The organism is Ramlibacter albus (assembly GCF_014297445.1).
In the GTDB taxonomy this organism is placed as follows: domain Bacteria; phylum Pseudomonadota; class Gammaproteobacteria; order Burkholderiales; family Burkholderiaceae_C; genus Ramlibacter; species Ramlibacter albus.
In genome coordinates this window covers 99,615-123,288 of the sequence record NZ_JACORU010000006.1, presented here as the reverse complement: position 1 = coordinate 123,288, position 23,674 = coordinate 99,615, and the positions used below count along the sequence as shown (strand labels likewise).

Here is a 23,674-nt window from a genome sequence, read left to right as displayed (position 1 = left end):
CCTTTTTGCTTTTGCTTTTTGCATTGCTTTTGCCCCGAACGCGAGTAGCCCATGTTTGATTTCGTCCGCAAGCACAACAAGATCATGCAGTTCATGCTGTTCCTGCTGGTCGTGCCCTCGTTCGTGTTCTTCGGCATCAGCGGCTACGACCGCATGCGCGAGAAAGGCAGCGAGGTGGCGCGCGTCGACGGGCGCGAGATCACGCAGTCCGAGTGGGACAACCAGCACAAGGTGGAGGTCGACCGCATCCACCGCCAGATCCCCAACCTCGAAGTCAAGTTCCTCGACACGCCCGAGGCGAAGTGGGGCTCGCTGGAGAACATCGTGCGCGAGCGCGTCATCCTCGCCGCGGCGAACGACTCGCACCTGGTGACGAGCGACCAGCGGCTGGAGCGCAACTTCTTCTCCAGCGAGCTGGGCAAGCTGGTGATCGGGCCCGATGGCAAGGTGGACAAGGCCAAGCTGCAGCAGGTGCTCAGCGGCCAGGGCATGTCGCCGCGTGCGTACGAGGAGCAGCTGCGCGCGGACCTCTCGGCCCGCCAGGTGCTCAACCCGATCGACGCGAGCGCGATGCCGGCCACGGCGCCCGCCGACGTGGCGCTCGGCGCCTTCCACCAGAAGCGCGAGATCCAGGTGGCGCGCTTCAATGCCACCGACTTCGCGGCGCGCGTGTCGCCCACGGACGCCGAACTCGAGGCCTACTACAAGGCCAACCCGCAGCAGTTCATGGCGCCCGAGCGCGCCACCATCGAGTACGTGGTGCTCGACGTCGATGCCGTGAAGAAGGGCATCACGATCAACGAGGCCGACCTCAAGACCTACTACGAGCAGAACGCGCAGCGCCTGGCGGGCAAGGAGGAACGGCGCGCGAGCCACATCCTCATCACCGCCGACAAGGGCGCGGCCGCCGACGTGAAGGCCAAGGCCAAGGCGAAGGCCGAGGAGCTCGCCGCCCAGGCGCGCAAGAACCCGGCGAGCTTCGCCGAGCTCGCGAAGAAGAACTCGCAGGACCCCGGCTCCGCGGCGCAGGGCGGCGACCTCGACTTCTTCCAGCGCGGCGCGATGACCAAGCCCTTCGAGGAAGCCGTGTTCGCGGCGAAGAAGGGCGACATCGTCGGCCCGGTGGAGACCGAGTTCGGCTACCACGTCATCATGGTCACCGACATCAAGTCGCAGCAGGCCAAGACCTTCGAGCAGGTGAAGCCCGAGCTGGAGGCCGAGCTGCAGAAGCAGCAGGCCGCGCGCAAGTACGCCGAAGCCGCCGAGACGTTCACCAACACCGTCTACGAGCAGTCCGACAGCCTCAAGCCCGTGGCCGACAAGCTCAAGCTCGAAGTGCGCAAGGCCGAGAACGTCACGCGGCAGCCGCAGGCGGGGCAGCCCGGGCCGCTCGCGAACCCGAAGTTCCTGGCAGCGATCTTCGGCCCCGACGCGGTGGAGAAGAAGCGCAACACCGAGGCGCTGGAAGTGGCGCCGCAGCAGATGGTGTCCGGCCGCATCGTGCAGTACACGCCCGCACGCGCGAAGCCGTTTGCGGAAGTGAAGGACGAGGTGCGTGCCCGCGTGGTGGCGCAGCGCTCGGCCGAGATGGCGAAGAAGGAAGGCGAGCAGAAGCTGGCTGCATGGAAGGCTGCGCCCGCCACTGCCGATATGCCGCCTGCGGTGGTGCTCTCCCGCAATAGCGCCGACAAGTTTCCGCCCGCGCTGGTCGACGGCGCGATGCGTGCCGACCCGTCCAAGCTGCCCGCGCTGGTCGGTGTGGACCTCGGCAACCTCGGCTACGCCGTCGTGAAGATCAATCGTGTGCTGCCGCGCGAAGCCCCGCCGGCGGACCAGGCGATGTCGGAGCGCCAGCAGTACGCAAAGGCGTTCGCCGGCGCCGAGACGCTCGCTTACTACAACCTGCTCAAGGAGCGCTTCAAGGTGCAGTACAAGGTGACCAAGCCCGCTACGCAGTGACTTCCTCCCTCTCCCCCTCGGGGGAGAGGGCCGGGGTGAGGGGGTTCCCCATCCTGGGTGGGTCCACCCCACAGCCAAAAACAAAGCCCGCGCATGCGGGCTTTGTTTTTGGCTAGATGGGGTGGCTGATGGGACTCGAACCCACGACGACCAGAATCACAATCTGGGACTCTACCAACTGAGCTACAGCCACCGTAGAGCGGGTGATTATACCGGGTTGACCATCACGAGTTTGCCCTTCACCCCGCGCGACCCCATGTGCGCGTAGGCGGCCTTGAGCTCGGCCATCGGCATCGTGCGGTCGATCACCGGCTTGACCTTGCCCTGCGCATACCACTGCGCCAGCTCGTTCATCATGGCCGCATTCGCCTTCGGCTCGTTGCGAGCGAACGCGCCCCAGAACACACCCACCAGCGACGCGCCCTTGAGCAGCGGCAGGTTCATGGGCAGGCTCGGGATGGGCCCGGCCGTGAAGCCGATGACGAGGTAGCGGCCGCGCCACGCGATCGAGCGGAACGCGGGCTCGGCGAAGTCGCCGCCGACGGGGTCGTAGATGACGTCGGGGCCCTTGCCGCTGGTGGCTTCCTTGATGGCCTCACGGAAGGCGTTGGGCGCCGGATGCGTCGTGTAGTTGATCGTCGCGTCCGCGCCGATCGACTTGCACAGCTCGCATTTCTCGTCGGTCGAAGCGGCGGCGATCACGCGCGCGCCGGCTGCCTTCGCGATCTGGATCGCCGATGTGCCCACGCCCCCGGCCGCGCCCAGCACGAGCACGGTCTCGCCCGCCTTGAGCTGCGCGCGGTCGATCAGCGCATGGTGCGAGGTCGCGTAGATCATGATGAACGCCGCGGCATCGACGAAGGGGAACGCGTCGGGCAGTGGCATGCACAGCGCCGCGGGCGCGATGGTGTGCGTCGCGAAACCGCCTGTGCCCGAGAGGCACGCGACGTGCTGGCCCACCTTGAGGTTCGTCACGCCTTCGCCGACGGCAGCGACCACGCCCGCGTACTCCGAGCCGGGCACGAAGGGCAGCGGCGGCTTGATCTGGTACTTGTTCTGCACGATAAGCAGGTCGGGGAAGTTCAGGCTCGCGGCCTTGATCTCCACCAGCACCTCGCCGGCCTTGGGCTGCGGCGTCGGCAGGTCCTTCCACACCAGCGCGTCCACGCCGGTCGGGTTCTCGCATAGCCAGGCTTGCATGTTCGTTCGCTCCGGGAAAAATTTCGCACCGCGATGATAGGCAGGTGCGGCCGGGCTGCGATGTCCCAGCCGCGACCCCGCCCCTACAATCGGCGCAGGCATGAAGATCCTGCTTTCCAACGACGACGGCTACCAGGCACCCGGCATCGTCGCGCTCCACGAGGCGCTGAAGGACCTCGCCGAGGTCGAGGTGGTGGCGCCCGAGCACAACAACAGCGCCAAGTCCAACGCGCTCACGCTGCACGCGCCGCTGTACGTCAACACCGCGGCCAACGGCTTCCGCTACGTCAACGGCACGCCGGCCGACTGCGTGCACATCGCGCTGACGGGCCTGCTCGGCTACACGCCCGACCTCGTGGTCAGCGGCATCAACAACGGCGCCAACATGGGCGACGACACCATTTACTCCGGCACCGTCGGCGCGGCGATGGAGGGCTACCTCTTCGGCGTGCCCGCCATCGCGTTCTCGCAGGTGCAGAAGGGCTGGTCGCACCTCGACGCGGCCGCCCTCAAGGCGCGCGAGCTCGTCACCTACGTGCTGGAGCACCAGCGCACGGGCGAGGCGCCGTGGCTGCTGAACGTGAACATCCCCAACCTGCCGCACGAGGAGCTGAAGGCCTTCAAGGTGTGCCGCCTCGGGCGCCGCCATGCGGCGGAGAAAGTCATTTCGCAGACGAGCCCGCGCGGCGACGTGATGTACTGGATCGGCGGCGCGGGGCCCGCGAAGGACGATGCGGAGGGCACGGACTTCCATGCAGCGCTGCAGGGCCACCCGACCATCACGCCGCTGAAGGTGGACCTCACGGATCACGACGCGCTGCGCTACTGGTCGCAGGCAGCGGCGCAAGTGCCGGGGGCGAAGTGACGCGCAGGCCCGGCTTTCCGGCGCGGCTCGACCTGTCGCCGGCAGCACCTGCTGCCAAGGCTGCGGCCAAGCGCGGACCCACGCCACCGGTTGCGCCCCAGGGTCTTGGCATGGATTCGAGCGCGGTGCGCGCTCGAATGGTGCGCAAGCTCGCGCAGGAAGGCATCGCGGACCCCGCAGTGCTCGCCGCGATGGGCACGGTGGAACGCCATCGTTTCGTCGACACCGCGCTCGTGAACCAGGCCTATGAGGACACGAGCCTGCCGATCGGGCTCGGCCAGACGATCTCCAAGCCGAGCGTGGTCGCGCGCATGATCGAATTGCTGCTGGGCGGCCGCCGCGACGCGAACGGGCGGCTCGGCCGCGTGCTGGAAGTCGGCACGGGCTGCGGCTACCAGGCCGCGGTACTGGCGTGTGTCGCGAACGAGGTGTACAGCGTCGAGCGCTTGCGCGGCCTGCACGACAAGGCGCGTGACAACCTGCGGCCGCTGCGCCTTGCCAATGTGCACCTTCTTTTCGGCGATGGGATGGCCGGTTATCCGAAAGGCGCGCCGTATGCGGGCATCATCGCGGCGGCCGGCGGCGAGGCTGTGCCGGGCACGTGGATTGATCAGCTTGCGGAAGGCGCGCGCATCGTCGCACCGATGGCGCTGGCGGACGGGCGGCAGTCGCTGGTCGTGCTCGAAAAAACAAATGGGCGCGTGAAACAAACTGTTCTTGAGACGGTTCACTTTGTCCCCCTAAAATCGGGCATCGCATGACGCAAACGAACAAGATGCACGCGTTGCTCGTGGACGCAACGAAGGGTTCTGTCGCAGTGGCCGCAGCTGTGCTGCTCGCGGCGTGCTCGTCGCCGCAGCGCGCACCCGCGCCGGTGGTGGACCGCAGCCCCACTGCGCGCGCCACTGTTGTCGCACCTGCGCCGGCGCCCGAAGCACCGAAGGTACTGCCCGGCGCCGAGAACGCAGGCAAGGCCGGTTACTACACGGTGAAGCCCGGCGACACGCTCATCCGCATCGCGCTGGACAACGGCCAGAACTGGCGCGACGTCGCGCGCTGGAACAACCTGGACAACCCCAACGTCATCGAGGTGGGGCAGGTGATCCGCGTTGCACCGCCGGGGCAGCAGCCGCTCGATGCGGGCGTGCGCCCTGTCACGCCGCCTGCGCCGGCTGCATCGTCCGCTGTCGCATCGGCCAGCGCGCCGCGAGCCGCTTCCTCGCCGACGCTGCCGCCCGTGAACACGCCGCCGGTCGCGCCCGGCGACGAAAGCGTGTCGTGGATGTGGCCCACCGGCGCCAACGATCACGTCATCGCGGGCTTCGACGAAGAGAAGAACAAGGGCCTCGACATCGGTGGCAAGGCGGGCGACCCCATCTTCGCCGCCGCCGATGGGCGTGTGGTCTATGCCGGCGCGGGCCTGCGCGGCTACGGCAACCTGATCATCCTGAAGCACAACAACACTTACCTCACCGCCTACGCGCACAACCAGGCGCTGCTGGTGAAGGAGGACCAGAGCGTTCGCAAGGGGCAGAAGATCGCGGAGATGGGCAATTCCGATGCCGACCGCGTGAAGCTGCATTTCGAGATCCGCCGGCAAGGCAAGCCGGTCGACCCCGCCAAGTTCCTGCCGCCGAGGTAGCCATGAAGCGCCGCAACGGGCACGGCTTGCCGACGCCTGCTGGCGCCGGCGACGACGCGCTCGTGCCGCCGATCGAGACCGTCGAATCCGCCGGGTCCGCCGAATCCGCCGAGCCCGCCGGGGAGGAAGTGCCCGAGAAGCAGCTGCGCGAGATCCCGCAGGAGATCGCCGGCGAGTCGAGCGACACGCTCACGCTCTACCTGCGCGAGGTGCGGCGCACCGAGCTGTTCACCGCCGAAGAGGAATTCGAAACGGCGACGCGCGCGCGCGCGGGCGACTTCGCCGCGCGCCAGTCGATGATCGAGCACAACCTGCGCCTCGTGGTGAGCATCGCGAAGGGCTACCTCGGGCGAGGCGTGCCGTTGTCGGACCTCATCGAAGAAGGCAACCTCGGGCTGATGCACGCGATCGACAAGTTCGAGCCCGAGCGCGGCTTCCGCTTCTCGACCTATGCGACGTGGTGGATCCGCCAGGCTGTCGAGCGCGCCGTGATGAACCAGGGCCGCGTGATCCGCCTGCCGGTGCACGTGGTGCGCGAGCTGCAGCAGGTGCTGCGCGCACGCCGCACGCTGGAGAACGACCCCGTCTTCATGGCCGCGCGCGGCAACCGCGAAGGCGAGGGCGTGCGCGTGGAAGACGTCGCCGCGCTGCTGGGCCGCGACGTGCACGAAGTCGCGCAGTTGCTCGCGATGGCCGAGACGCCCAAGTCGCTGGATGCGGCGATCGAGCGTTCGGACGACGACCACACGCTGGGCGACATGATGGCCGACGAACTGGCCGTCGACCCCACCGGCGTCACGCAGAACCACGAAGTGGAGCGCCTGCTGAACAGCTGGATCGACGCGCTGTCGACGCGCGAGAAGGAAGTGCTGGAAGGCCGTTTCGGCCTGCACGACCGGGAGCCGGAGACCCTTGAGGTGCTGAGCGACCGCCTCGGCCTGACGCGCGAGCGCGTGCGCCAGATCCAGAACGAGGCCTTGCTGAAACTCAAGCGGCACATGGTGCGCAGCGGCATCTCGAAAGAAGCGCTCTTTTGAGCTGGCCGGTTCTCGTCTTCGATATCGAATCGATTCCGGACATCGCGGGGCTGCGCGCGTTGCGCAACATGGCGCCCGAGACTTCGGACAACGAATGCTTCGCCGCGTGGCAGCAGGAGCGCAAGGACGCGGGCCAGTCCGACTTCCTGCCGCACTACCTGCAGCGCGTGCTGGTGATCAGCTGCGTGTTCCGCAATGCCGAGGGCCTGCGCGTGCACTCCTTCGTGGACCGCGACGGCCTGAGCGAAGGCCGCATCGTCCAGAACTTCTTCAAGACGATCGAGCAGAAGACGCCGCAGCTCGTGAGCTGGAACGGCGGCGGCTTCGACCTGCCGGTGCTGCACTACCGGGGCCTGCGCCACGGCGTGGTCGCGTCCAAGTACTGGGACATGGGCGAGGACGACCGCGAGTACAAGTACAACAACTACATCAGCCGCTACCACAACCGCCACCTCGACCTGATGGACCTGCTGGCGATGTACCAGCCGCGCGCCAATGCGCCGCTGGACGCGATGGCCAAGCTGTGCGGCTTCCCGGGCAAGCTGGGCATGGACGGCTCGCAGGTGTGGCCGGCTTTCCTCGAAGGCAAGCTGGAGGACATCCGCCGCTACTGCGAAACGGACGTGATGAACACCTACCTCGTGTACTGCCGCTTCCAGAAGATGCGCGGCGGCTTCACCGAGGCCGAGTACGACCAGGAGGTCGAGTTCGTGAAGCAGGCGCTGCGCGACCTGTCGGGCACCGAGCCGCACTGGCACGAATACCTGGCCGCCTGGGCCTGACACAATCCACGCCATGAGTGACAGGTTGAAAGTCGATGCCCTCGACATCGAGGCGCAGGGCGTCGCGCGCCGCGAGGACGGCAAGGTCGTGTTCATCGACGGCGCGCTGCCGGGCGAGATCGTTTCCGCGGAAGTGAAGCGCAGGAAGAACAACTGGGAGCAGGCCAACCTCGTCGAGGTGCATCGCGAGTCTTCGCTGCGCGTGCGGCCGCGGTGCCCGCACTTCGGGCTGCACGAAGGCGCGTGCGGCGGCTGCAAGATGCAGCACCTCGATGCGGCCGCGCAGGTGGCCGTCAAGCAGCGCGTGCTGGAGGACGACCTCTGGCACCTCGCCAAGGTGAAGCCGCAGACGATCCTGCGGCCCATCGAAGGCCCGCCCTGGGGCTACCGCTGGCGCGCGCGTTTCTCGGTGCGCCACGTGCGCAAGAAGGGCACGGTGCTGGTCGGGTTCCACGAGCGCAAGAGCCGCTACGTGGCCGACATCCGCGAATGCCATGTGGTGCCGCCGCACGTGAGCGACTTGTTGATGCCCTTGCGCGCCTTGATCGAGTCGATGGAGGCCATCGAAACCTGTCCGCAGATCGAGCTGGCGGTGGGAGATACGGTGACGGCGCTGGTGCTGCGGCACCTCGGGCCGCTGTCGGCGGGCGACCTCGCGAAGCTGCGGCAGTTCGCGGCGGACCATCCCGGCGTGCAGTGGTGGCTGCAGCCCAAGGGGCCGGACACCGTGAAGTTGCTGGACGAAGTGGGCCCGCAGCTGGACTACGCGCTGCCGGAATTCGGCATCACCATGCCTTTCCGCCCGACCGACTTCACGCAGGTCAACCCGCACATCAACCGCGTGCTCGTCGGCCGGGCAATCCGCCTGCTCGACCCGCAGCGCGGCGAACGCATCATCGACTGGTTCTGCGGCCTCGGGAATTTCACGCTGCCGCTAGCAACGCGCGCCGGCGAGGTGCTGGGCATCGAGGGCAGCGAGGCGCTGGTCGCGCGTTCGCGCGAGAACTACGCGCTGAACAACACCGATGCGCGGCTGGCGCCGACCAAGTTCCTCGCGCGGAACCTGTTCGAGATGACGACGGAGCAGCTCGTGCAGGACGGCACGGCGCGGCGCTGGCTGGTGGACCCGCCGCGCGAAGGGGCCTTCGCGTTGTCGAAGGCGCTTGCGGACCTTCACCAGAACCCCGCTTTGCGCGGTGCCTGGAAGCCGCCGAAGCGGATCGTCTATGTCAGCTGCAACCCGGCCACCCTCGCGCGCGATGCGGGCCTGCTGGTGCACCAGGCCGGCTACCAATGCACGGCCGCCGGGGTGGTCAACATGTTCCCGCACACCGCGCACGTGGAGTCGATGGCCGTTTTCGACCTCCCATGAAAAACGGGGCCGAAGCCCCGTTTGTTCTCAATCGTCGCCGCCTATTCCCAGCAGCACCAGCAGGCTCTGGAACACGTTGAAGATGTCCAGGTAGAGCGCCAGCGTGGCGGAGATGTAGTTGGTCTCGCCGCCGTCGATGATCTGCTTCAGGTCGTACAGCATGTACATGCTGAACAGGCCGATGCACAGCGTGCTGATCACCAGCATGCCGGTGCCCGAACCGACGAACACGTTGATGATCGAGCCGACCATGATCACCAGCGCGCCGGCGAACAGCCACTTGCCCATGCCGGACAGGTCGCGCTTGATCACCGTCGACAGCGTTGCCATGACCGCGAACACCGCCGCGGTGCCGCCGAACGCCGTCATGACGATGCCGGTGCCGGTCTTCATCGACAGGATCATCGCGAGCAGGCGCGAGAGCATCAGGCCCATGAAGAAGGTGAAGGCCAGCAGCACGGCGACGCCGGCCGCGGAGTTCTTGGTCTTCTCGATCGCGAACATGAAGGCGAACGCGCCGCCCAGGAACACGACGAGGCCGAGCCCGCCGGACAAGCCGCGGGTGATGCCGGTGGCGACGCCCAGCCAGGCGCCCAGGACCGTGGGCAGCAGGCTCAGGGCGAGCAGCCAGTAGGTGTTGCGAAGGACGCGGTTGCGCTCTTCGGCGGTGGTGACGACGGAACCGTCGTAACCAGCGGGGTAGGCGGTCTGGATGTCGTTCATCGGGGGTCTCCTGGGCTGTGAGCCATTAGATGCGCGCATTCTAGGTTGGTTCAAGGGCGGCGCGTCAATGGCCGGGCGGTATGCTTGCGCCCATGAAATCCAAACCCTTCCTCGAACTCGCCGACGCCAAGGCGATCGCCGCCGCCGCCGAAGCGGAAGCCGCCAAGAACCAGTGGGCCGTGAGCATCGCCATCGTGGACGACGGCGGGCACCTCCTGTGGCTGCAGCGCCTGGACGGCGCCGCGCCGATCTCGGCGCAGATCGCCCCCGGCAAGGCCCGCACCGCCGCGCTGGGCAAGCGCGAGAGCCGGCTCTACGAGGAAATGATCAACGGCGGGCGCGTGTCGTTCCTCAGCGCGCCGGGCCTGGAGGCGCTGCTCGAAGGCGGCGTGCCGATCCTGAAGGACGGCCAGTGCCTCGGCGCCGTGGGCGTGAGCGGCGTCAAGTCGGCCGAGGACGCGCAGATCGCGCGCGCGGGCATCGCCGCCATCGGGCTTTGAGGGCTACTTCCTCGGCTCGGTGATGAAGCCGATCTTGTTGAGGCCCGCATGCTGCGCGGCCGCCATGGCCTGCGCCACGCGTTCGTAGCGCACGTCCTTGTCGCCGCGGATGTGCAGCTCCGGCTGCGGGCTGCGCGCCGCTTCGGCGCGGAAGCGCTTCTCGATGTCGGCATCGGCCAGCGGCGACTCGTTCCACCAGTAGCGGCCCTGCGCGTCCACCGAGAGGCGGATCGTCTCGGGCTTGGTCTCCTGCTTGCGGTTGGTCGCCTGCGGCAGGTCGATGTTCACGGCGTGCTTCATGACGGGCACGGTGATGATGAAGATGATCAGCAGCACCAGCATGACGTCCACCAGCGGCGTCATGTTGATCTCGTTCATCACGTCGTCGGTGTCGTCGAGGGTTCCGAACGCCATGTCAGGCGTCCTTCTTCAGGGGCACGACGTTGCGGCCGGCGCCCGGCGAGATGCGGGCGCCGGTGACGAAGTAGGCGTGCAGGTCGTGGGCGAAGCGGTTGAGCTTGGCGATGACCGCCTTGTTGCCGCGCACGAGCGCGTTGTAGCCGAGCACGGCGGGGATGGCGACCGCAAGGCCCAGTGCGGTCATCACCAGCGCCTCGCCGATCGGGCCGGCGACCTTGTCGATGGTGGCCTGGCCGGCCGTGCCGATGGACAGCAGCGCGTGATAGATGCCCCACACGGTGCCGAACAGGCCCACGAAAGGCGCGGTGGAGCCGACCGAGGCGAGGACGGCCAGTCCCGATTGCAGGCGGGCCGTCGCTTCGTCGATGCCGTTGCGCAGGGCGCGCGTGAGCCAGTCGCTCGGGTCGATGGAGTCGTGCAGCTGCGGCTGCGCGTTGCGGTGCGCGGCGGCCTCGCGGCCTTCGAGTGCGAGTGCGCGGTAGGGGTTGGAGGGGTCGGTGCCGAGCTTGTTCAGGCCGTCGGCGAAATCGCTCGCATGCCAGAAGCTCTCGATGTGCCTGGCCTGCGCGGCGTAGCGGCGCAGGTCCAGCGCCTTCACGATGATCACCATCCACGACGCGAAGGACATGCCGAGCAGCAGCACCGCGACCGCGCGGGTGACGAGGTCGCCTTGCGACCACAGGTGGACGAGACCGAAATCGGATTCCATGGGTTTGCCTCTTACTCGAGAACGAAATTGATGGGGACCTGGTGCGCCATCTGCACGGCAACGCCATTGCGCTTGCCGGGCACGAAGCGCCACTGGCGCACCGCGGACAGCGCGGCCTGGTCGAGGCGCTCGTAGCCGCTGGACTGCGTGATCGCGGCTTCGATCAGCGAACCGTCGGCGCCGATCAGCACGCGCACCAGCACCTTGCCTTGCTCGCCCATGCGCTTGCTCATGGCGGGGTAGGCGGGCTTGGGGTTGTGCAGGTAGTCGGCGTCGCTCGACGGCAGCTCGATGCGTGGCGGCGCGGGTGGAGCCGCCACGGGCGCGGCGGCCACAGGCGCGGCAATCGGCGGCGCGGGCGGCTGCGGCTCGGCGACGCCGGTGGGCGCGTTGGGCGAGGGCGCGGCGTCGATGCGAGCCACGGGCTGGGGTGCTGGGGGCAGGGACGGCTTCGCGGGGTGCGGCTGCCGCAGCACGGGGGTGGGCGGCTTCGGTGGCTCGGGCTGCGGCGCGGGCGGCGTGACCATCTCCGCGAGCACGCTCACGGGCACGATCACTTCGACGGCGCGCCGCACCAGGCCGCTCTGCAAGGCCCAGAGTGCCGCGGCATGGAAGACGAGCACACCGCCCGCGATCCACAGATTGCGGTTCGACGCGTTCACGGAAGCGATTGTCAGGCGGCGGGGGAAACGTCCGTACGCGTGGCGACGCCGTCACGGATGGCGGCCACCGGCTGCGACGAGCAGCACTGGTCGACGATCTCTCGGGCGCAGCCTTCGCACTGGCCGCACTGCGTGGCCACGCCCAGCTCGAACTGGATGTCGTCGAACGACATCCCCGCCCGGGCGTGGCGGGCGATCTCGCGGTCGGACACTCGGCGGCAGACGCAAACGATCATGATGGGGTCAAGTATAAATGAGAATTGCTCGCATTCGTATTGACCTACGTCAAGTCAGGTATCCGCCCACATACGAAGAAGGTTGTGGTAGGTACCCGTCAGCGCGACAGTGTCGCTGTCGTCGCCGTGGCGCGAGCGCAGGCGGGTAAGGGCGTCGTCCAGGTCCAGCAGCAGGGCGCGCTGCTCGTGGCTGCGCACCATGCTCTCGATCCAGAAGAAGCTGGCGATGCGGGCGCCGCGTGTTACCGGCGTCACCTCGTGGATCGTGGTGGCGGGGTAGAGCACCGCCTGTCCGGCCGCGAGCTTGAGGCGCTGCCCGCCCGTCACGAGCTCGCCGCCGTCGTAGTCGTCCGGTTCGCTCAGGAACAGCGTGCAGGAGAGGTCGCTTCGCACGCGCACGCCCTGCTCGGCAAATCGGATCGCGCCGTCGACGTGCGGCCCGAACGCATTGGCCGCACCGGTGTAGCGGTTGAAGCGCGGCGGGAACACCTTGCGCGGCAGCGCCGCCGCGAGAAAGCGCGGCGCGCGGTCGAGCGCGCGCAAGACCATCTGCTGCAGGTAGCGCGACTCGTCACAGTCGGCGCTCAGCTGCTCGTTGTTCTTGGCCTGAGCGGCCTGCGAGCCGGCCGTCACCCGTCCCTCGGCCCAAGGTGCCGCGTCGAGCACGCGGCGCGCTTCGCGCACTTCTTCGGGGGTGAAGAGAGAGAGGGTGACGATCATCTTCAGAACCGTGCGGTGAGGGAAACCTGCACGAGGCGGCCCGCGCCGGGGACGTAGTGCCCGCGGTAGAGCGCATCGGCGTAGTACTTGTCCGCGAGGTTGCTCACGTTGCCCTTCACGGCGAACGTGTCGTTGATGTTGTACTCCGCCATCAGGTCCACGGTCGCGAAGCCGGGCGCTTCCCACGCCGGAGCGGTCACGTCGGCGGGGGCTTGCGGGCTGCGGAAGTTGACGCCCGCGCCGGCCCGCCACTTCGGCGTGAACTGGTACGTGGTCCAGAAAGTGCCGCTGTGCCGCGGGCTCAGGCCCGGGCGGTCGCCGACGCGGTTGCCGACGGTGGTGGCCGTCGACGCCGCTTCATCGACACGCGCGATTGGCATCCACATGTACGAGCCGTAGACCTCCCACTGGGGCGTGATGCGGCCGCTGATGTCGAACTCGAAGCCGGCGCTGTGGCGCTTGCCCGAGAGCAGCAATCGCGTTGCGGCCGTGTCCGGATCGGTGTTGCGCTCGTTCTTCTTGGTCGAATGGAAGAGGGCGAAGCGGTAGGAGAAGCGCTTGTCCTGCGAATCCAACTTGGCGCCGAGCTCGAGGTTCTCGCTCTGCTCGGGGGGCGTGTTCGCGCTTTGCGCGTTGTACGAGTACGAGTCGCCGGACGTGTTGAACGACGTGCCCCACGAGAAGTGGAAGGAGCGGTGGTCGTCGGGCTGGTACAGCACGCCTGCACGCTTGCTCACCTCGGAAATCTTCTGCTCGTAGCTCACTGTCGAGAGCGGGCCCGGCGCATTGGCGGGGATGTTGAACTGGTCGTAGCGGCCGTCCATGCTGTCGTAGCGCAGGCCGCCCAGCAGCTTCCAGTGCGGCGCCACCTGCACGAGGTCCTGTGCGTACACGCCCCAGGCCTTGTTGGTGAACTGGTTGTTCGTGCGCAGGAGGCGCCGCGACTCGTCGACCCAGCCGTTCGGGCCCGGCATGCCGATCGTGGTGAGCGGCTTGGTGAGGTCCACGCCGCCTTGCGCCGCGCTGCGCGGGATGTACACGACTTTCTCTTCGCGAGCGGCGTCGATGCCGGTCTGCAGTTCGTGCCTGAACCCGGCCGCTTCGAACTTCGCGCTCAGGTCGCTCTGCGCATGCAGCGTGTCGACGTCCTGGATCTTGAAGTTGTTGCCGCGTCGCAGTTGCGTGGCTGCGCCGAGGTTGGCGAGGCTTGTGTTCGTGTCGACGAACCGCACGGCGCCTGCGCGCAGGTCCCGCTCGAACGCACCCTTGCGCACCTGCGTCTTCAGCTCGCTGCCGCCGTCGAAGCGGTGGACGTGGCTGAAGGCGAGGAAGCGGGCCCCGCCGTCGTTGCGGTCTGAGCTGAGCCCGTAGTTGGTCGTCGGCGCGAGGCCGGGAATCGGCGTGTTGCCGCCCGAAGTGGAGGCCGCTGTCGGGCGGATCCAAGGCAAGCCGTAATTGAGGCCGTTGTCGTTGTCGAGGTAGTAGCCGTTGACGAGGAACTCGTTGCGCGTCCCGATCCCCCAGCGGTAGGCGAGGGCGAGGCCGCGCTTGTCGATGCTCGCGCCGGTGCCGTTGTCGTCCGCCTTGGTCGCCATCGCGTTCACGCGCAGCGCCTGGTTCTCGCCGGTCACCCAGTTGAAGTCGCCCGTGATGCGCTTGTACTGGTGGTTGCCGAGCGTGGTGGTCACCTCATGGCCGTCCAGCAGGCGCGGCAGCTTGCTCACCTGGTTGACGGCGCCGCCGGTGGAGCCGCGGCCGAACAGCATCGACGCCGAGCCGCGCAGCACCTCGATGCGGTCGTTGTTGAAGGTGTCGCGGTCGTAGAACGCCGGGTCGCGCATGCCGTCGAGGAAGATGTCCCCGGTGGTCGCGAGCGAGAACCCGCGCAGGCGGATGTCCTCCTCGCCGCCCTCGGCCGCCTGGAACGTGATGCCGGCGCTGTTCTTCAGCGCGTCCTTCATCGTGTCCAGGTTGCGGTCGTCGATCAGCTTCTCGGTGATGACGGTGATCGACTGCGGGATGTCGCGCAGCTCCTGCGTGCCCTTGCCGATGTGGGTGTCCGTGGCGCGGATCGAGTCCCGGCCTTCGGCCTTGTCCCTGACGATGACCGGCTTGAGGGTGGTGGGCGCGGGGGTGGTCTGCGCCCAGCTGCCGAACGAGGCGGACAGCAGCATGGCCCCAAGGGGGAGGAAGACGGAAGTTTCTTTGTCGTTCAGCATTTGCAGCCGATTCTAGCTGCAAATGCGAATCTATCTCATTTAGCTTTCGCCGGCGTCGCCCATGGCCGATTGCAGGTAGTTCTGCAGGCCGACCTTGGCCAGCAGGTCCAGCTGGGTCTCGAGGTAGTCGATGTGCTCCTCGGTGTCCTCGAGGATGTGCTGCAGGATCTCGCGGGAGACGTAGTCGCCGGACGCCTCGCATTGCGAGATGCCGGCCTTGATGGTGGCCTGTGCACCGCGCTCGCTCTGCAGGTCGGCGTTGAGGATCTCCGGCACGTCCTCGCCCACCATCAGCTTGCCCAGGTCCTGCAGGTTGGGCAGGCCATCGAGCATGAGGATGCGCTCCATCAGCCGGTCGGCGTGCTTCATCTCGCCGATCGACTCCTCGTACTCCTTCTTCGCGAGCTTCTCGAAGCCCCAGTGCTTGAGGATGCGGTAGTGCAGGAAGTACTGGTTGGTGGCCGTGAGCTCGTTCCTGAGCTGGGCCTGCAGGTGCTGGATGACTTGCGGATCGCCTTGCATGGCCGGATCTCCTTTGGAGTTATCCGGCCATGGTAACGACTAACTGCGGATGAGGTAGTCGAAAGCCCCGAGCGCCGCCTTCGCACCTTCGCCCGCGGCGATGATGATCTGCTTGAACGGCACCGTCGTCGCATCGCCCGCGGCAAACACGCCGGGGATCGAGGTCTGGCCCTTCGCGTCGACCACGATCTCGCCGTGGCGCGATAGGTCCACCGAGCCCTTGAGCCATTCGGTGTTGGGCACGAGGCCGATCTGCACGAACACACCTTCAAGTTCGACGCGCTGTTCCTCGCCGCTCGCACGGTCCTTGTAGACGAGGCCGTTCACGCGTTGGCCGTCGCCGGTGACTTCGGTCGTCTGGGCGTTGAGGACCGTCGTCACGTTCGGCAGCGTCGCGAGTTTCTGCTGCAGCACGGCGTCCGCGCGCAGCTGCTCGCCGAACTCGATCAGCGTGACATGCGCCACGATCCCCGCGAGGTCGATCGCCGCCTCCACCCCGGAGTTGCCGCCGCCGACCACCGCCACGCGCTTGCCCTTGAAGAGCGGGCCGTCGCAGTGCGGGCAGTAGGCCACGCCCTTGTTGCGGTACTGCTCCTCCCCTGGCACGCCCAGCTTGCGCCAGCGCGCGCCGGTTGTGATGACAACGCTCTTCGCCTTGAGCGACGCACCGCTTTCCAATTCCACCTCGATCAGCTCGCCGGCCTTCAGGGCCTTGGCGCGCTGCAGGTTCATGATGTCCACGTCGTAGTGGCGTACGTGTTCTTCCAGCGCCAGCGCGAACTTCGGGCCTTCGGTTTCCTTGATGGAGACGAAGTTCTCGATGCCCAGCGTGTCCAGCACCTGGCCGCCGAAACGCTCGGACGCGATGCCCGTGCGGATGCCCTTGCGCGCGGCATACACGGCGGCTGCGGCGCCCGCGGGGCCGCCACCGACGATGAGCACATCGAAGGGCGGCTTGTCGCCGATCTTCGCGGCCTCGCGAGCGACCGCGCCCTGGTCCACCTTCGCGACGATCTCTTCCAGGCTCATGCGGCCGGAGCCGAACATCGTGCCGTTGAGGAACACGGTGGGCACGCCCATGACCTGCCGCTCGGCGATCTCGTCCTGGAACAGGCCGCCTTCGATCATCGTCGCCTTGATGCGCGGGTTCTGCACCGCCATCAGGTTCAGCGCCTGCACGACGTCCGGGCAGTTGTGGCAGGTGAGCGAGACGTACACCTCGAATTCGAGGTCGGTGTCGAGCGCGCGGATCTGCTCCAGCAGCGCCTGCTCCACCTTTGGCGGATAACCGCCCACTTGCAGCAAGGCCAGCACGAGCGAAGTGAATTCATGGCCCATCGGCAGGCCGGCGAAACGAACGCCGGTGTTCTCGCCCGGGCGGTTCACCGAGAACGAGGGCGTGCGGTGCGGCCCGCCCTGCGTTTCGGTGACGGTGATGCGCGGAGATGCCTCCGCGATGTCCTTCAGGAGCGCCCGCATCTCGGCGGAAGCAGGCGTGTCGTCGAGCGACGCCGCCAGTTCCACCGGCTGCGTGATGCGTTCCAGGTAGCTGGCCAGTTGGGCCTTCAGGCTGGCGTCGAGCATCGAGCAACTTCTCCTTTGGAACGTTTAGATCTTGCCGACCAGGTCGAGCGAAGGCTTGAGCGTCTCGGCGCCTTGCTCCCACTTCGCCGGGCAGACTTCACCCGGGTGCGCGGCGATGTACTGCGCGGCCCTAACGCGGCGCAGCGTTTCCTTCGCGTCCCGGCCGATGCCGTTGTCGTGCACTTCGATCGTCTTGATGCGGCCCTCGGGGTCGATCACGAACGTGCCGCGCAGCGCCAGGCCCGTGTCCTCGCCTTCGGTGATCAGCACCTGGAAGAAGCGCGCGAGCTGGTGGCTCGGGTCGCCCACGAGCGGGTACTGCACCTTCTTGATGGTGTCGGACGTGTCGTGCCACGCCTTGTGCGTGAAGTGGGTGTCGGTGGACACGCCGTAGATCTCCACGCCCAGCTTCTGGAACTCGGCGTAGTTGTCGGCCAGGTCGCCCAGCTCGGTGGGGCACACGAACGTGAAGTCCGCCGGGTAGAACACCACGACCGACCACTTGCCCTTGAAGTTGTCCTGCGTGACCGGGACGAACTTGCCCTTGTGGTACGCGGTGGCGGTGAACTCGGGGACTTGCTGGTTGATCAGGGACATTGTTGAGTACCTCTATGGTTGTGTTGATGTCGATTGACAGGCTCTATTCTATGGGCGTGGCGAGGCACGGCCGATTGATTGGCCCAATGGCCGCGATTGGTTGAGCGTCAGTACTCCAGCCGCTCGGGCCGGATCTCCTGCAGGATCGTCGTGGCGATCTCTTCGATCGATTTGGTGGTGGTGGACAGCCACCGGATGCCTTCGCGACGCATCATCGCTTCCGCCTCGGCCACTTCGGCGCGGCAGTTCTCCAGCGATGCATAGCGCGAGTTCGGACGCCGCTCGTTGCGCACTTCAGCCAGCCGCTCCGGCTGGATGGTCAGCCCGAAGATCTTCTTGCGATGCGGGGCCAGTGCGGTGGGCAGCTGCTTGCGGTCGAAGTCTTCCGGGATGAGCGGGTAGTTCGCGGCCTTCAGGCCGTGCTGCATGGCGAGGTAGAGCGACGTCGGCGTCTTGCCGCTGCGGCTGACGCCCACGAGGATGACGTCGGCGGCCTCGAGGTCCCGGTTGCTCTGCCCGTCGTCGTGCGCCAGGCTGAAGTTGATGGCCTCGATGCGGTCGTGGTACTCCTTGCTCTTGCTCACGTCGGAGAAGCGGCCCACGCGGTGGCTCGACTTCATGCCCAGCTCGATCTCCAGCGGGCGCACGAAGGTGCCGAAGGTGTCCAGCACCATGGCACGGCACTCGGTCTCGATGACCTGCAGCACTTCGACGTTCACCAGCGTGGTGAACACGATCGGCCGCCGGCCCTCCAGCTCCGCCACATGGTTGACCTGCCGCACGACCTGGTGGGCCTTGTCCACGGTGTCGATGAAGGGCAGCCGCACGTGCCTCGGCTTGATCTCGAACTGCGCGAGGATAGCGTTGCCGAAAGTCTCGGCCGTGATGCCGGTGCCGTCGGAGATGAAGAAGACCGTTCGGGTGTGCATGGAATAGTGTGAAGTTCGTACAATCCGCCCCAATTATCCGAATTCACGCGCCCTCCCGATGCCACGCCACAGCCGAGAAGAACAACGAGAAAGCTCGCTGGCATACGCGCGCGCGCAGCAGGTTTCAACTTCCGGAGCTTTCCCATGTCTGCGCTTTTCCCTGCGGCCTCCCTGGTCGTACCGTTTGAGAACCTGAGAATGACCGATGTCGAGGCGGTCGGCGGCAAGAACGCCAGCCTCGGCGAGATGATCTCCCAGCTGCCCCAGGGCGTGCGCGTGCCCACGGGTTTCGCGACCACGGCCCATGCCTTCCGCCAGTTCCTGGCGCATGGCGGCCTCGCCCAGCGCATCAACGAGAAGCTCACCGCGCTCGACACCGACGACGTGCGTGCGCTGGCCGCCGCCGGTGCCGAGATCCGCGGCTGGGTCGAGGCGCAGCCTTTCCCCGCCGACCTGGAGCAGGCCATTCGCCAGGCTTTCGAAAAGCTGTCGGGTGGTGACGCGCAGGCGAGCTTCGCGGTGCGTTCTTCGGCGACGGCCGAGGACCTGCCCGACGCATCTTTCGCCGGCCAGCAGGAGACCTTCCTCAATGTGACCGGCATCGAGGACGTGCTGCACAAGATGAAGGAAGTGTTCGCGTCGCTCTACAACGACCGCGCGATCAGCTACCGCGTGCACAAGGGCTTCGCGCATGCCGACGTCGCGCTGTCCGCGGGCGTGCAGCGCATGGTGCGCTCCGACCTCGGCGCCGCGGGCGTGATGTTCACGATCGACACCGAGTCCGGCTTCCAGGAGGTGGTGTTCATCACGTCGAGCTACGGCCTCGGCGAGACCGTGGTGCAGGGTGCCGTCAACCCCGACGAGTTCTACGTCCACAAGCCGATGCTGCGCGCCGGCAAGCGCGCCACCATCCGGCGCAACCTGGGCTCCAAGCTGGTCCAGATGGTGTTCGCAACGCCCGAGGAAAAGAAGGCGGGCGGCAAGCTGGTGAAGACGGTGGACGTGCCACTGGAGCAGCGCAACCGCTATTCGCTCAGCGAAGCGGACATCGAGGAGCTGGCCCGCTACGCGCTCGTGATCGAGGAGCACTACAAGCGCCCGATGGACATCGAGTGGGGCAAGGACGGCGTGGACGGCAAGCTCTACATCCTGCAAGCGCGCCCGGAAACGGTGAAGAGCCAGCAGCAGGGCAAGGCCGAAACGCGGTACAAGCTCAAGGGCCGCGGCCCGGTGCTGGCCGAAGGCCGCGCCATCGGCCAGAAGATCGGCACGGGCCCCGTGCGGCTGGTTCACAGCCTGTCCGAAATGGACAAGGTGCAGGCCGGCGACATCCTCGTGACGGACATGACCGACCCCAACTGGGAGCCGGTGATGAAGCGCGCGAGCGCCATCGTCACGAACCGCGGCGGCCGTACCTGCCACGCCGCCATCATCGCGCGCGAGCTGGGCATCCCCGCCGTCGTGGGCTGCGGTGACGCCACCGAGCGCCTGAAGGACGGCACGCTCGTCACCGTGAGCTGCGCCGAAGGCGACACCGGCTTCATCTACGACGGGCTGCTGGAGACCGAGACGCAGGAAGTGCAGCGCGGCGAGATGCCGAAGATCCCGGTGAAGATCAGCATGAACATCGGCAACCCGCAGCTCGCGTTCGACTTCGCGCAGCTACCGAACGACGGCGTGGGCCTCGCGCGCCTGGAGTTCATCATCAACAACAACATCGGCGTGCACCCCAAGGCCATCCTCGACTACCCGGCGGTGGACGCGGACCTGAAGAAGGCGGTGGAGTCGGTGGCCCGCGGCCATGCATCGCCGCGCGCGTTCTACGTCGACAAGGTGGCCGAAGGCGTGGCGACGATCGCCGCCGCGTTCTGGCCCAAGCCGGTGATCGTGCGCCTGTCGGACTTCAAGAGCAATGAATACCGCAAGCTGATCGGCGGCAGCCGCTACGAGCCGGAGGAAGAGAACCCGATGCTCGGCTTCCGCGGCGCGGCGCGCTACGTGAGCAGCGAGTTCCGCGAGGCCTTCGCGATGGAGTGCGAGGCACTGCGCCGCGTGCGCGGCGAGATGGGCCTGACCAACGTGCAGGTCATGGTGCCTTTCGTTCGCACGCTGGGCCAGGCGGACCGCGTGACGAAGCTGCTCGCCGAGCACGGCCTGCAGCGCGGCAAGGACGACCTCAAGGTCATCATGATGTGCGAGGTGCCCAGCAACGCGATCCTGGCCGAGGAGTTCCTCAAGTTCTTCGACGGCTTCTCGATCGGCAGCAACGACCTCACACAGCTCACGCTGGGCCTCGACCGCGACTCCGGGCTCGAGCTGCTCGCGGCCGACTTCGACGAGCGCGACCCTGCCGTCAAGGCGATGCTCTCGCGCGCCATCCAGGCCTGCCGCAAGGAGAACAAGTACGTGGGCATCTGCGGGCAGGGCCCCAGCGACCACCCGGACTTCGCGAAGTGGCTCGCCGAAGAGGGCATCACGTCGATCTCGCTGAACCCCGACAGCGTGATCGCGACCTGGCAGCAGCTGGCGAAAGGCTGACCCCAATGGACGCCATGCAGCACGGATGAGATGATCCGTGCCATGGCGGCCCCCGACGTCCTGGAAAAGCACGACCCGCGCGTGTTGCGGCTGAAGGCCGTGCTGCTGGCCGTGTGGGCGCTGGTGAGCTTCGGCACGCTGTTCTTCGCGCGGGACCTGCAGTTCGCCGTCGGTGCCTGGCAGTTCGGCTATTGGGTGGCGGCGCAGGGCGCGCTGATCGCCTTCATCGCCATCGTCGCCATTTATGCATGGGCGATGGCGCGGCTCGCGCCCGAGGACTCCATCGCGGACGAAGAAGGCGATGGCTAGGCTGCCGAAGTACGTCGTCTACGAGCGGCGGCTGCATCGCATCTTCGCGTCGTTCGTCATCGGCTTCCTCATGTTCCTCGGCCTGCTCGCGTGGGCCGAGCGCAGCGGCGTCTCGCGCATCTGGCTGGGGCCGATCTTCCTGTTCTCCACGGTGATGATGTACGCGGCGATCGGCATCTACGGCCGCACGACCGACCCGGAGGAGTACTACGTGGCGGGCCGCCGCATCCCGCCCATGTACAACGGCATGGCGGCGGCGGCGGACTGGATGAGCGCGGCTTCGTTCATCAGCATGGCCGGCGGGCTGTACCTGCAGGGCTTCTCGGGCAGCGAAGGGCAATCGGGCGGGCTGGCGTACGTGCTGGGGTGGACCGGCGGCTTCTGCCTCGTGGCGCTGCTCGTTGCGCCGCACCTGCGCAAGCTCAATCTCTACACCGTGCCGGACTACTTCAGCGTGCGCTACGGCGGCCGCTGGCCGCGCGTGATCGCGGCGTTCGCCGCGGTGGTGTGCTCGTTCACCTATGTCGTGGCGCAGATCTACGGCATCGGGCTGATCGCATCGCGCCTCACAGGCGTGCAGTTCGAGCTCGGCATCCTGCTGGGCCTTGGCGGCGTGCTGCTCTGCTCGTTCCTCGGCGGCATGCGGGCGATCACGTGGACGCAGGTCGCGCAGTACGTGGTGCTGCTGCTCGCCTTCCTCATCCCCGTCTCGTGGCTGGCGTACAAGCAGCTGGGCAACCCGCTCGCCCCGCTCGTCTACGGGGAACAGCTGAACAAGATCACCGAGCTGGAAAAGCGGCTCGCGAACGACCCGGCCGAGCAGGAGGTGCGCGCCGCGTTCCTCAGGCGCGCACAGGAGTACGAGTCCAAGCTGCGCGACATCGAAGGTTCGCTGCAGCGCGAGCGCACGGCGGCGCAGGACCGCATCCGGCGCCTGAAGGCCAACAGTGCGGATTCGGCGCTGATCGTGCAGGCCAACCGCGACCTCGCCGCGCTGCCGAAGGACGTGCAGTCCGCGCGCGACCTGTGGACGCGGCAGATGAACGAGAGCTACGAGCGCGCCAAGCCGCTGGGCGGCATGCCGGCCCACGTGCGCCCGTATGCCGGCGACCCGAACGGCACGCCCGAGGAGCAGGACGCGTTCAACACGACGCGCCTGAACTTCCTGGCGCTCATGTTCTGCCTCATGGTGGGCACGGCGGGGCTGCCGCACCTGCTCACGCGCTACTACACCACCCCGAACGTCGCGACCGCGCGCGCTTCGGTTGCTTGGTCGCTGTTCTTCATCGCGGTCGTCTATGTGAGTGCGCCGGCGCTCGCCACGCTCGTGAAGTTCGAGGTAATGAACAACCTCGTGGGCAGCAGCTTCGACGCGCTGCCCGCCTGGATGGCGCAGTGGGCCAAGGTGGACCCGTCGCTGATCTCCGTTTCCGACATCAACGGCGACCGCACCGTCCAATGGGGCGAGATCAAGCTGGGTGCGGACATCATCATGCTGGCGACGCCCGAGGTCGGCGGCTTGCCTTACGTCATCTCGGGCCTCGTCGCCGCGGGCGGACTCGCGGCCGCGCTCTCCACGGCCGACGGCCTGCTGCTGACGATCAGCAACGCGCTCGTGCGCGACGTGTACTGCCACGAGATCAACCCGCACGTCACGCCGGAGCAGCGCGTGATCCTGTCGAAGTTCGCGCTGCTCGCGGTCGCCATGGTCGCGGCGATGGTGGCTTCGCTCAAGCCCGCGGAGATCCTGCCGCTCGTGTCCGCGTCGTTCTCGCTCGCGGCATCGGCCTTCGTGCCGGCGATGGTGCTGGGCATCTTCTGGGCGCGCACGAGCGCCGGCGCGGCTGTTGCCGGCATGCTCGCCGGGCTCGGCGTCACGGTGTACTACATGCTCGTGAACGTGCCCGGCGTGCGCGCGAACCTCGGCTTGCCGCCGGGCCAGTCGCTGTGGTTCGGCATCCAGCCGCTTTCGGCGGGCGTGTTCGGCGTGCCTGTGGGCTTCGCGGTGACGGTGCTCGTGAGCCTCGTCACGGCACCGAAGCCGGCCGTGGCGCCACAAGCCTAGGGATAGCCCTATCAGGGCTTGCCCTGAAAGATGTTTCATCGGCGCTGCGCGTCAGTTCTGCGTCAGACGCTCTTCCAAGACTGC

Annotated in this window: 23 protein-coding genes and 1 tRNA gene; 11 read left to right on the top strand and 13 right to left on the bottom strand. The window is 67.3% G+C overall.

The window, feature by feature from the left end; all coding sequences use genetic code 11:
* Nucleotides 1–51 precede the first annotated feature (51 nt).
* The gene (locus H8R02_RS17115; protein WP_187082664.1) at nt 52–1,959 is read left to right on the top strand and encodes a SurA N-terminal domain-containing protein; all 1,908 of its coding nucleotides are present in this window, start codon (nt 52–54) and stop codon (nt 1,957–1,959) included.
* Nucleotides 1,960–2,076: 117 nt separating this feature from the next.
* Here the strand turns inward: H8R02_RS17115 and H8R02_RS17110 are convergent.
* Together H8R02_RS17110 and H8R02_RS17105 are read right to left on the bottom strand one after the other, a co-directional pair.
* Nucleotides 2,077–2,152 (bottom strand) — tRNA-His (locus H8R02_RS17110).
* A gap of 14 nt (nt 2,153–2,166) precedes the next feature.
* A complete protein-coding gene (locus H8R02_RS17105) occupies nt 2,167–3,159 on the bottom strand; it encodes an NADPH:quinone oxidoreductase family protein (protein WP_187082663.1) in 993 nt (330 codons plus the stop codon).
* Between the two features lie 100 nt (nt 3,160–3,259).
* Between H8R02_RS17105 and surE the strand changes: the two genes are divergently transcribed.
* Genes surE through rlmD form a run of 6 tightly spaced genes read left to right on the top strand, consistent with a single transcriptional unit; the run spans nt 3,260 to nt 8,857 of the window.
* Nucleotides 3,260–4,024 (top strand): 5'/3'-nucleotidase SurE, encoded by a 765-nt coding sequence (gene surE, locus H8R02_RS17100; RefSeq protein WP_187082662.1) that lies wholly within the window; start codon nt 3,260–3,262, stop codon nt 4,022–4,024.
* Nucleotides 4,021–4,785 (top strand): protein-L-isoaspartate(D-aspartate) O-methyltransferase, encoded by a 765-nt coding sequence (locus H8R02_RS17095; RefSeq protein WP_187082661.1) that lies wholly within the window; start codon nt 4,021–4,023, stop codon nt 4,783–4,785. Before surE ends, H8R02_RS17095 begins: the two co-directional genes overlap by 4 nt.
* Entirely contained in the window at nt 4,782–5,666 is an 885-nt protein-coding gene (locus H8R02_RS17090; protein WP_435531280.1) for a peptidoglycan DD-metalloendopeptidase family protein, read from the top strand. The genes H8R02_RS17095 and H8R02_RS17090 overlap by 4 nt, the downstream gene beginning before the upstream one ends.
* A 2-nt stretch (nt 5,667–5,668) precedes the next feature.
* Nucleotides 5,669–6,703, top strand: a complete 1,035-nt coding sequence (gene rpoS / locus H8R02_RS17085; RefSeq protein WP_187082660.1) for an RNA polymerase sigma factor RpoS — start codon at nt 5,669–5,671, stop codon at nt 6,701–6,703.
* The gene (locus tag H8R02_RS17080) at nt 6,700–7,485 is read left to right on the top strand and encodes a 3'-5' exonuclease (RefSeq protein WP_255429388.1); all 786 of its coding nucleotides are present in this window, start codon (nt 6,700–6,702) and stop codon (nt 7,483–7,485) included. Before rpoS ends, H8R02_RS17080 begins: the two co-directional genes overlap by 4 nt.
* 13 nt (nt 7,486–7,498) lie before the next feature.
* Nucleotides 7,499–8,857, top strand: coding sequence for a 23S rRNA (uracil(1939)-C(5))-methyltransferase RlmD (gene rlmD / locus H8R02_RS17075; protein WP_187082659.1), 1,359 nt, complete (start codon nt 7,499–7,501; stop codon nt 8,855–8,857).
* Between the two features lie 27 nt (nt 8,858–8,884).
* Here the strand turns inward: rlmD and H8R02_RS17070 are convergent, their stop codons facing one another.
* Nucleotides 8,885–9,580, bottom strand: a complete 696-nt coding sequence (locus H8R02_RS17070; RefSeq protein ID WP_187082658.1) for a Bax inhibitor-1 family protein — start codon at nt 9,578–9,580, stop codon at nt 8,885–8,887.
* A gap of 92 nt (nt 9,581–9,672) precedes the next feature.
* Here H8R02_RS17070 and H8R02_RS17065 point away from each other — a divergent pair, with 92 nt between their 5' ends.
* Complete coding sequence (locus H8R02_RS17065) at nt 9,673–10,080, top strand: GlcG/HbpS family heme-binding protein (RefSeq protein ID WP_187082657.1); 408 nt, start codon at nt 9,673–9,675, stop codon at nt 10,078–10,080.
* A gap of 3 nt (nt 10,081–10,083) precedes the next feature.
* On the opposite strand, the gene H8R02_RS17060 is transcribed toward H8R02_RS17065, so the two are convergent.
* From H8R02_RS17060 to ppsR, 10 genes are all read right to left on the bottom strand, one after another.
* Nucleotides 10,084–10,494, bottom strand: a complete 411-nt coding sequence (locus H8R02_RS17060; RefSeq protein ID WP_187082656.1) for an ExbD/TolR family protein — start codon at nt 10,492–10,494, stop codon at nt 10,084–10,086.
* Nucleotide 10,495: 1 nt separating this feature from the next.
* On the bottom strand, nt 10,496–11,209 hold the full coding sequence (locus H8R02_RS17055; protein ID WP_187082655.1) for a MotA/TolQ/ExbB proton channel family protein: 714 nt from the start codon (nt 11,207–11,209) through the stop codon (nt 10,496–10,498).
* Between the two features lie 11 nt (nt 11,210–11,220).
* Nucleotides 11,221–11,880 carry an energy transducer TonB gene (locus H8R02_RS17050; protein WP_435531282.1) on the bottom strand — a complete coding sequence of 220 codons (660 nt, stop codon included), beginning with the start codon at nt 11,878–11,880 and terminating at the stop codon, nt 11,221–11,223.
* Between the two features lie 2 nt (nt 11,881–11,882).
* Entirely contained in the window at nt 11,883–12,107 is a 225-nt protein-coding gene (locus H8R02_RS17045; protein ID WP_187082654.1) for a (2Fe-2S)-binding protein, read from the bottom strand.
* Nucleotides 12,108–12,161: 54 nt separating this feature from the next.
* A complete protein-coding gene (locus H8R02_RS17040) occupies nt 12,162–12,827 on the bottom strand; it encodes a Fe2+-dependent dioxygenase (protein WP_187082653.1) in 666 nt (221 codons plus the stop codon).
* 2 nt (nt 12,828–12,829) lie between these two features.
* Nucleotides 12,830–15,046, bottom strand: coding sequence for a TonB-dependent receptor (locus tag H8R02_RS17035; protein WP_187082652.1), 2,217 nt, complete (start codon nt 15,044–15,046; stop codon nt 12,830–12,832).
* Between the two features lie 39 nt (nt 15,047–15,085).
* Nucleotides 15,086–15,568: a bacterioferritin gene (bfr, locus tag H8R02_RS17030; protein WP_187082651.1), complete on the bottom strand. Its 483-nt coding sequence runs from the start codon at nt 15,566–15,568 to the stop codon at nt 15,086–15,088.
* A gap of 39 nt (nt 15,569–15,607) precedes the next feature.
* Nucleotides 15,608–17,152, bottom strand: coding sequence for an alkyl hydroperoxide reductase subunit F (gene ahpF / locus H8R02_RS17025; protein WP_187082650.1), 1,545 nt, complete (start codon nt 17,150–17,152; stop codon nt 15,608–15,610).
* A 24-nt stretch (nt 17,153–17,176) separates the two neighbouring features.
* Nucleotides 17,177–17,749 (bottom strand): alkyl hydroperoxide reductase subunit C, encoded by a 573-nt coding sequence (gene ahpC / locus H8R02_RS17020; protein WP_187082649.1) that lies wholly within the window; start codon nt 17,747–17,749, stop codon nt 17,177–17,179.
* Nucleotides 17,750–17,856: 107 nt separating this feature from the next.
* On the bottom strand, nt 17,857–18,678 hold the full coding sequence (gene ppsR, locus H8R02_RS17015) for a posphoenolpyruvate synthetase regulatory kinase/phosphorylase PpsR (RefSeq protein WP_187082648.1): 822 nt from the start codon (nt 18,676–18,678) through the stop codon (nt 17,857–17,859).
* Nucleotides 18,679–18,822: 144 nt separating this feature from the next.
* Between ppsR and ppsA the strand changes: the two genes are divergently transcribed.
* The 3 genes from ppsA to H8R02_RS17000 are packed head-to-tail and all read left to right on the top strand — an operon-like array spanning nt 18,823 to nt 23,590.
* Entirely contained in the window at nt 18,823–21,216 is a 2,394-nt protein-coding gene (ppsA, locus tag H8R02_RS17010; RefSeq protein WP_187082647.1) for a phosphoenolpyruvate synthase, read from the top strand.
* A 42-nt stretch (nt 21,217–21,258) separates the two neighbouring features.
* Nucleotides 21,259–21,525, top strand: a complete 267-nt coding sequence (locus tag H8R02_RS17005; RefSeq protein WP_255429387.1) for a DUF4212 domain-containing protein — start codon at nt 21,259–21,261, stop codon at nt 21,523–21,525.
* Nucleotides 21,518–23,590 carry a VC_2705 family sodium/solute symporter gene (locus H8R02_RS17000; RefSeq protein WP_187082645.1) on the top strand — a complete coding sequence of 691 codons (2,073 nt, stop codon included), beginning with the start codon at nt 21,518–21,520 and terminating at the stop codon, nt 23,588–23,590. Before H8R02_RS17005 ends, H8R02_RS17000 begins: the two co-directional genes overlap by 8 nt.
* Nucleotides 23,591–23,674: the final 84 nt, after the last annotated feature.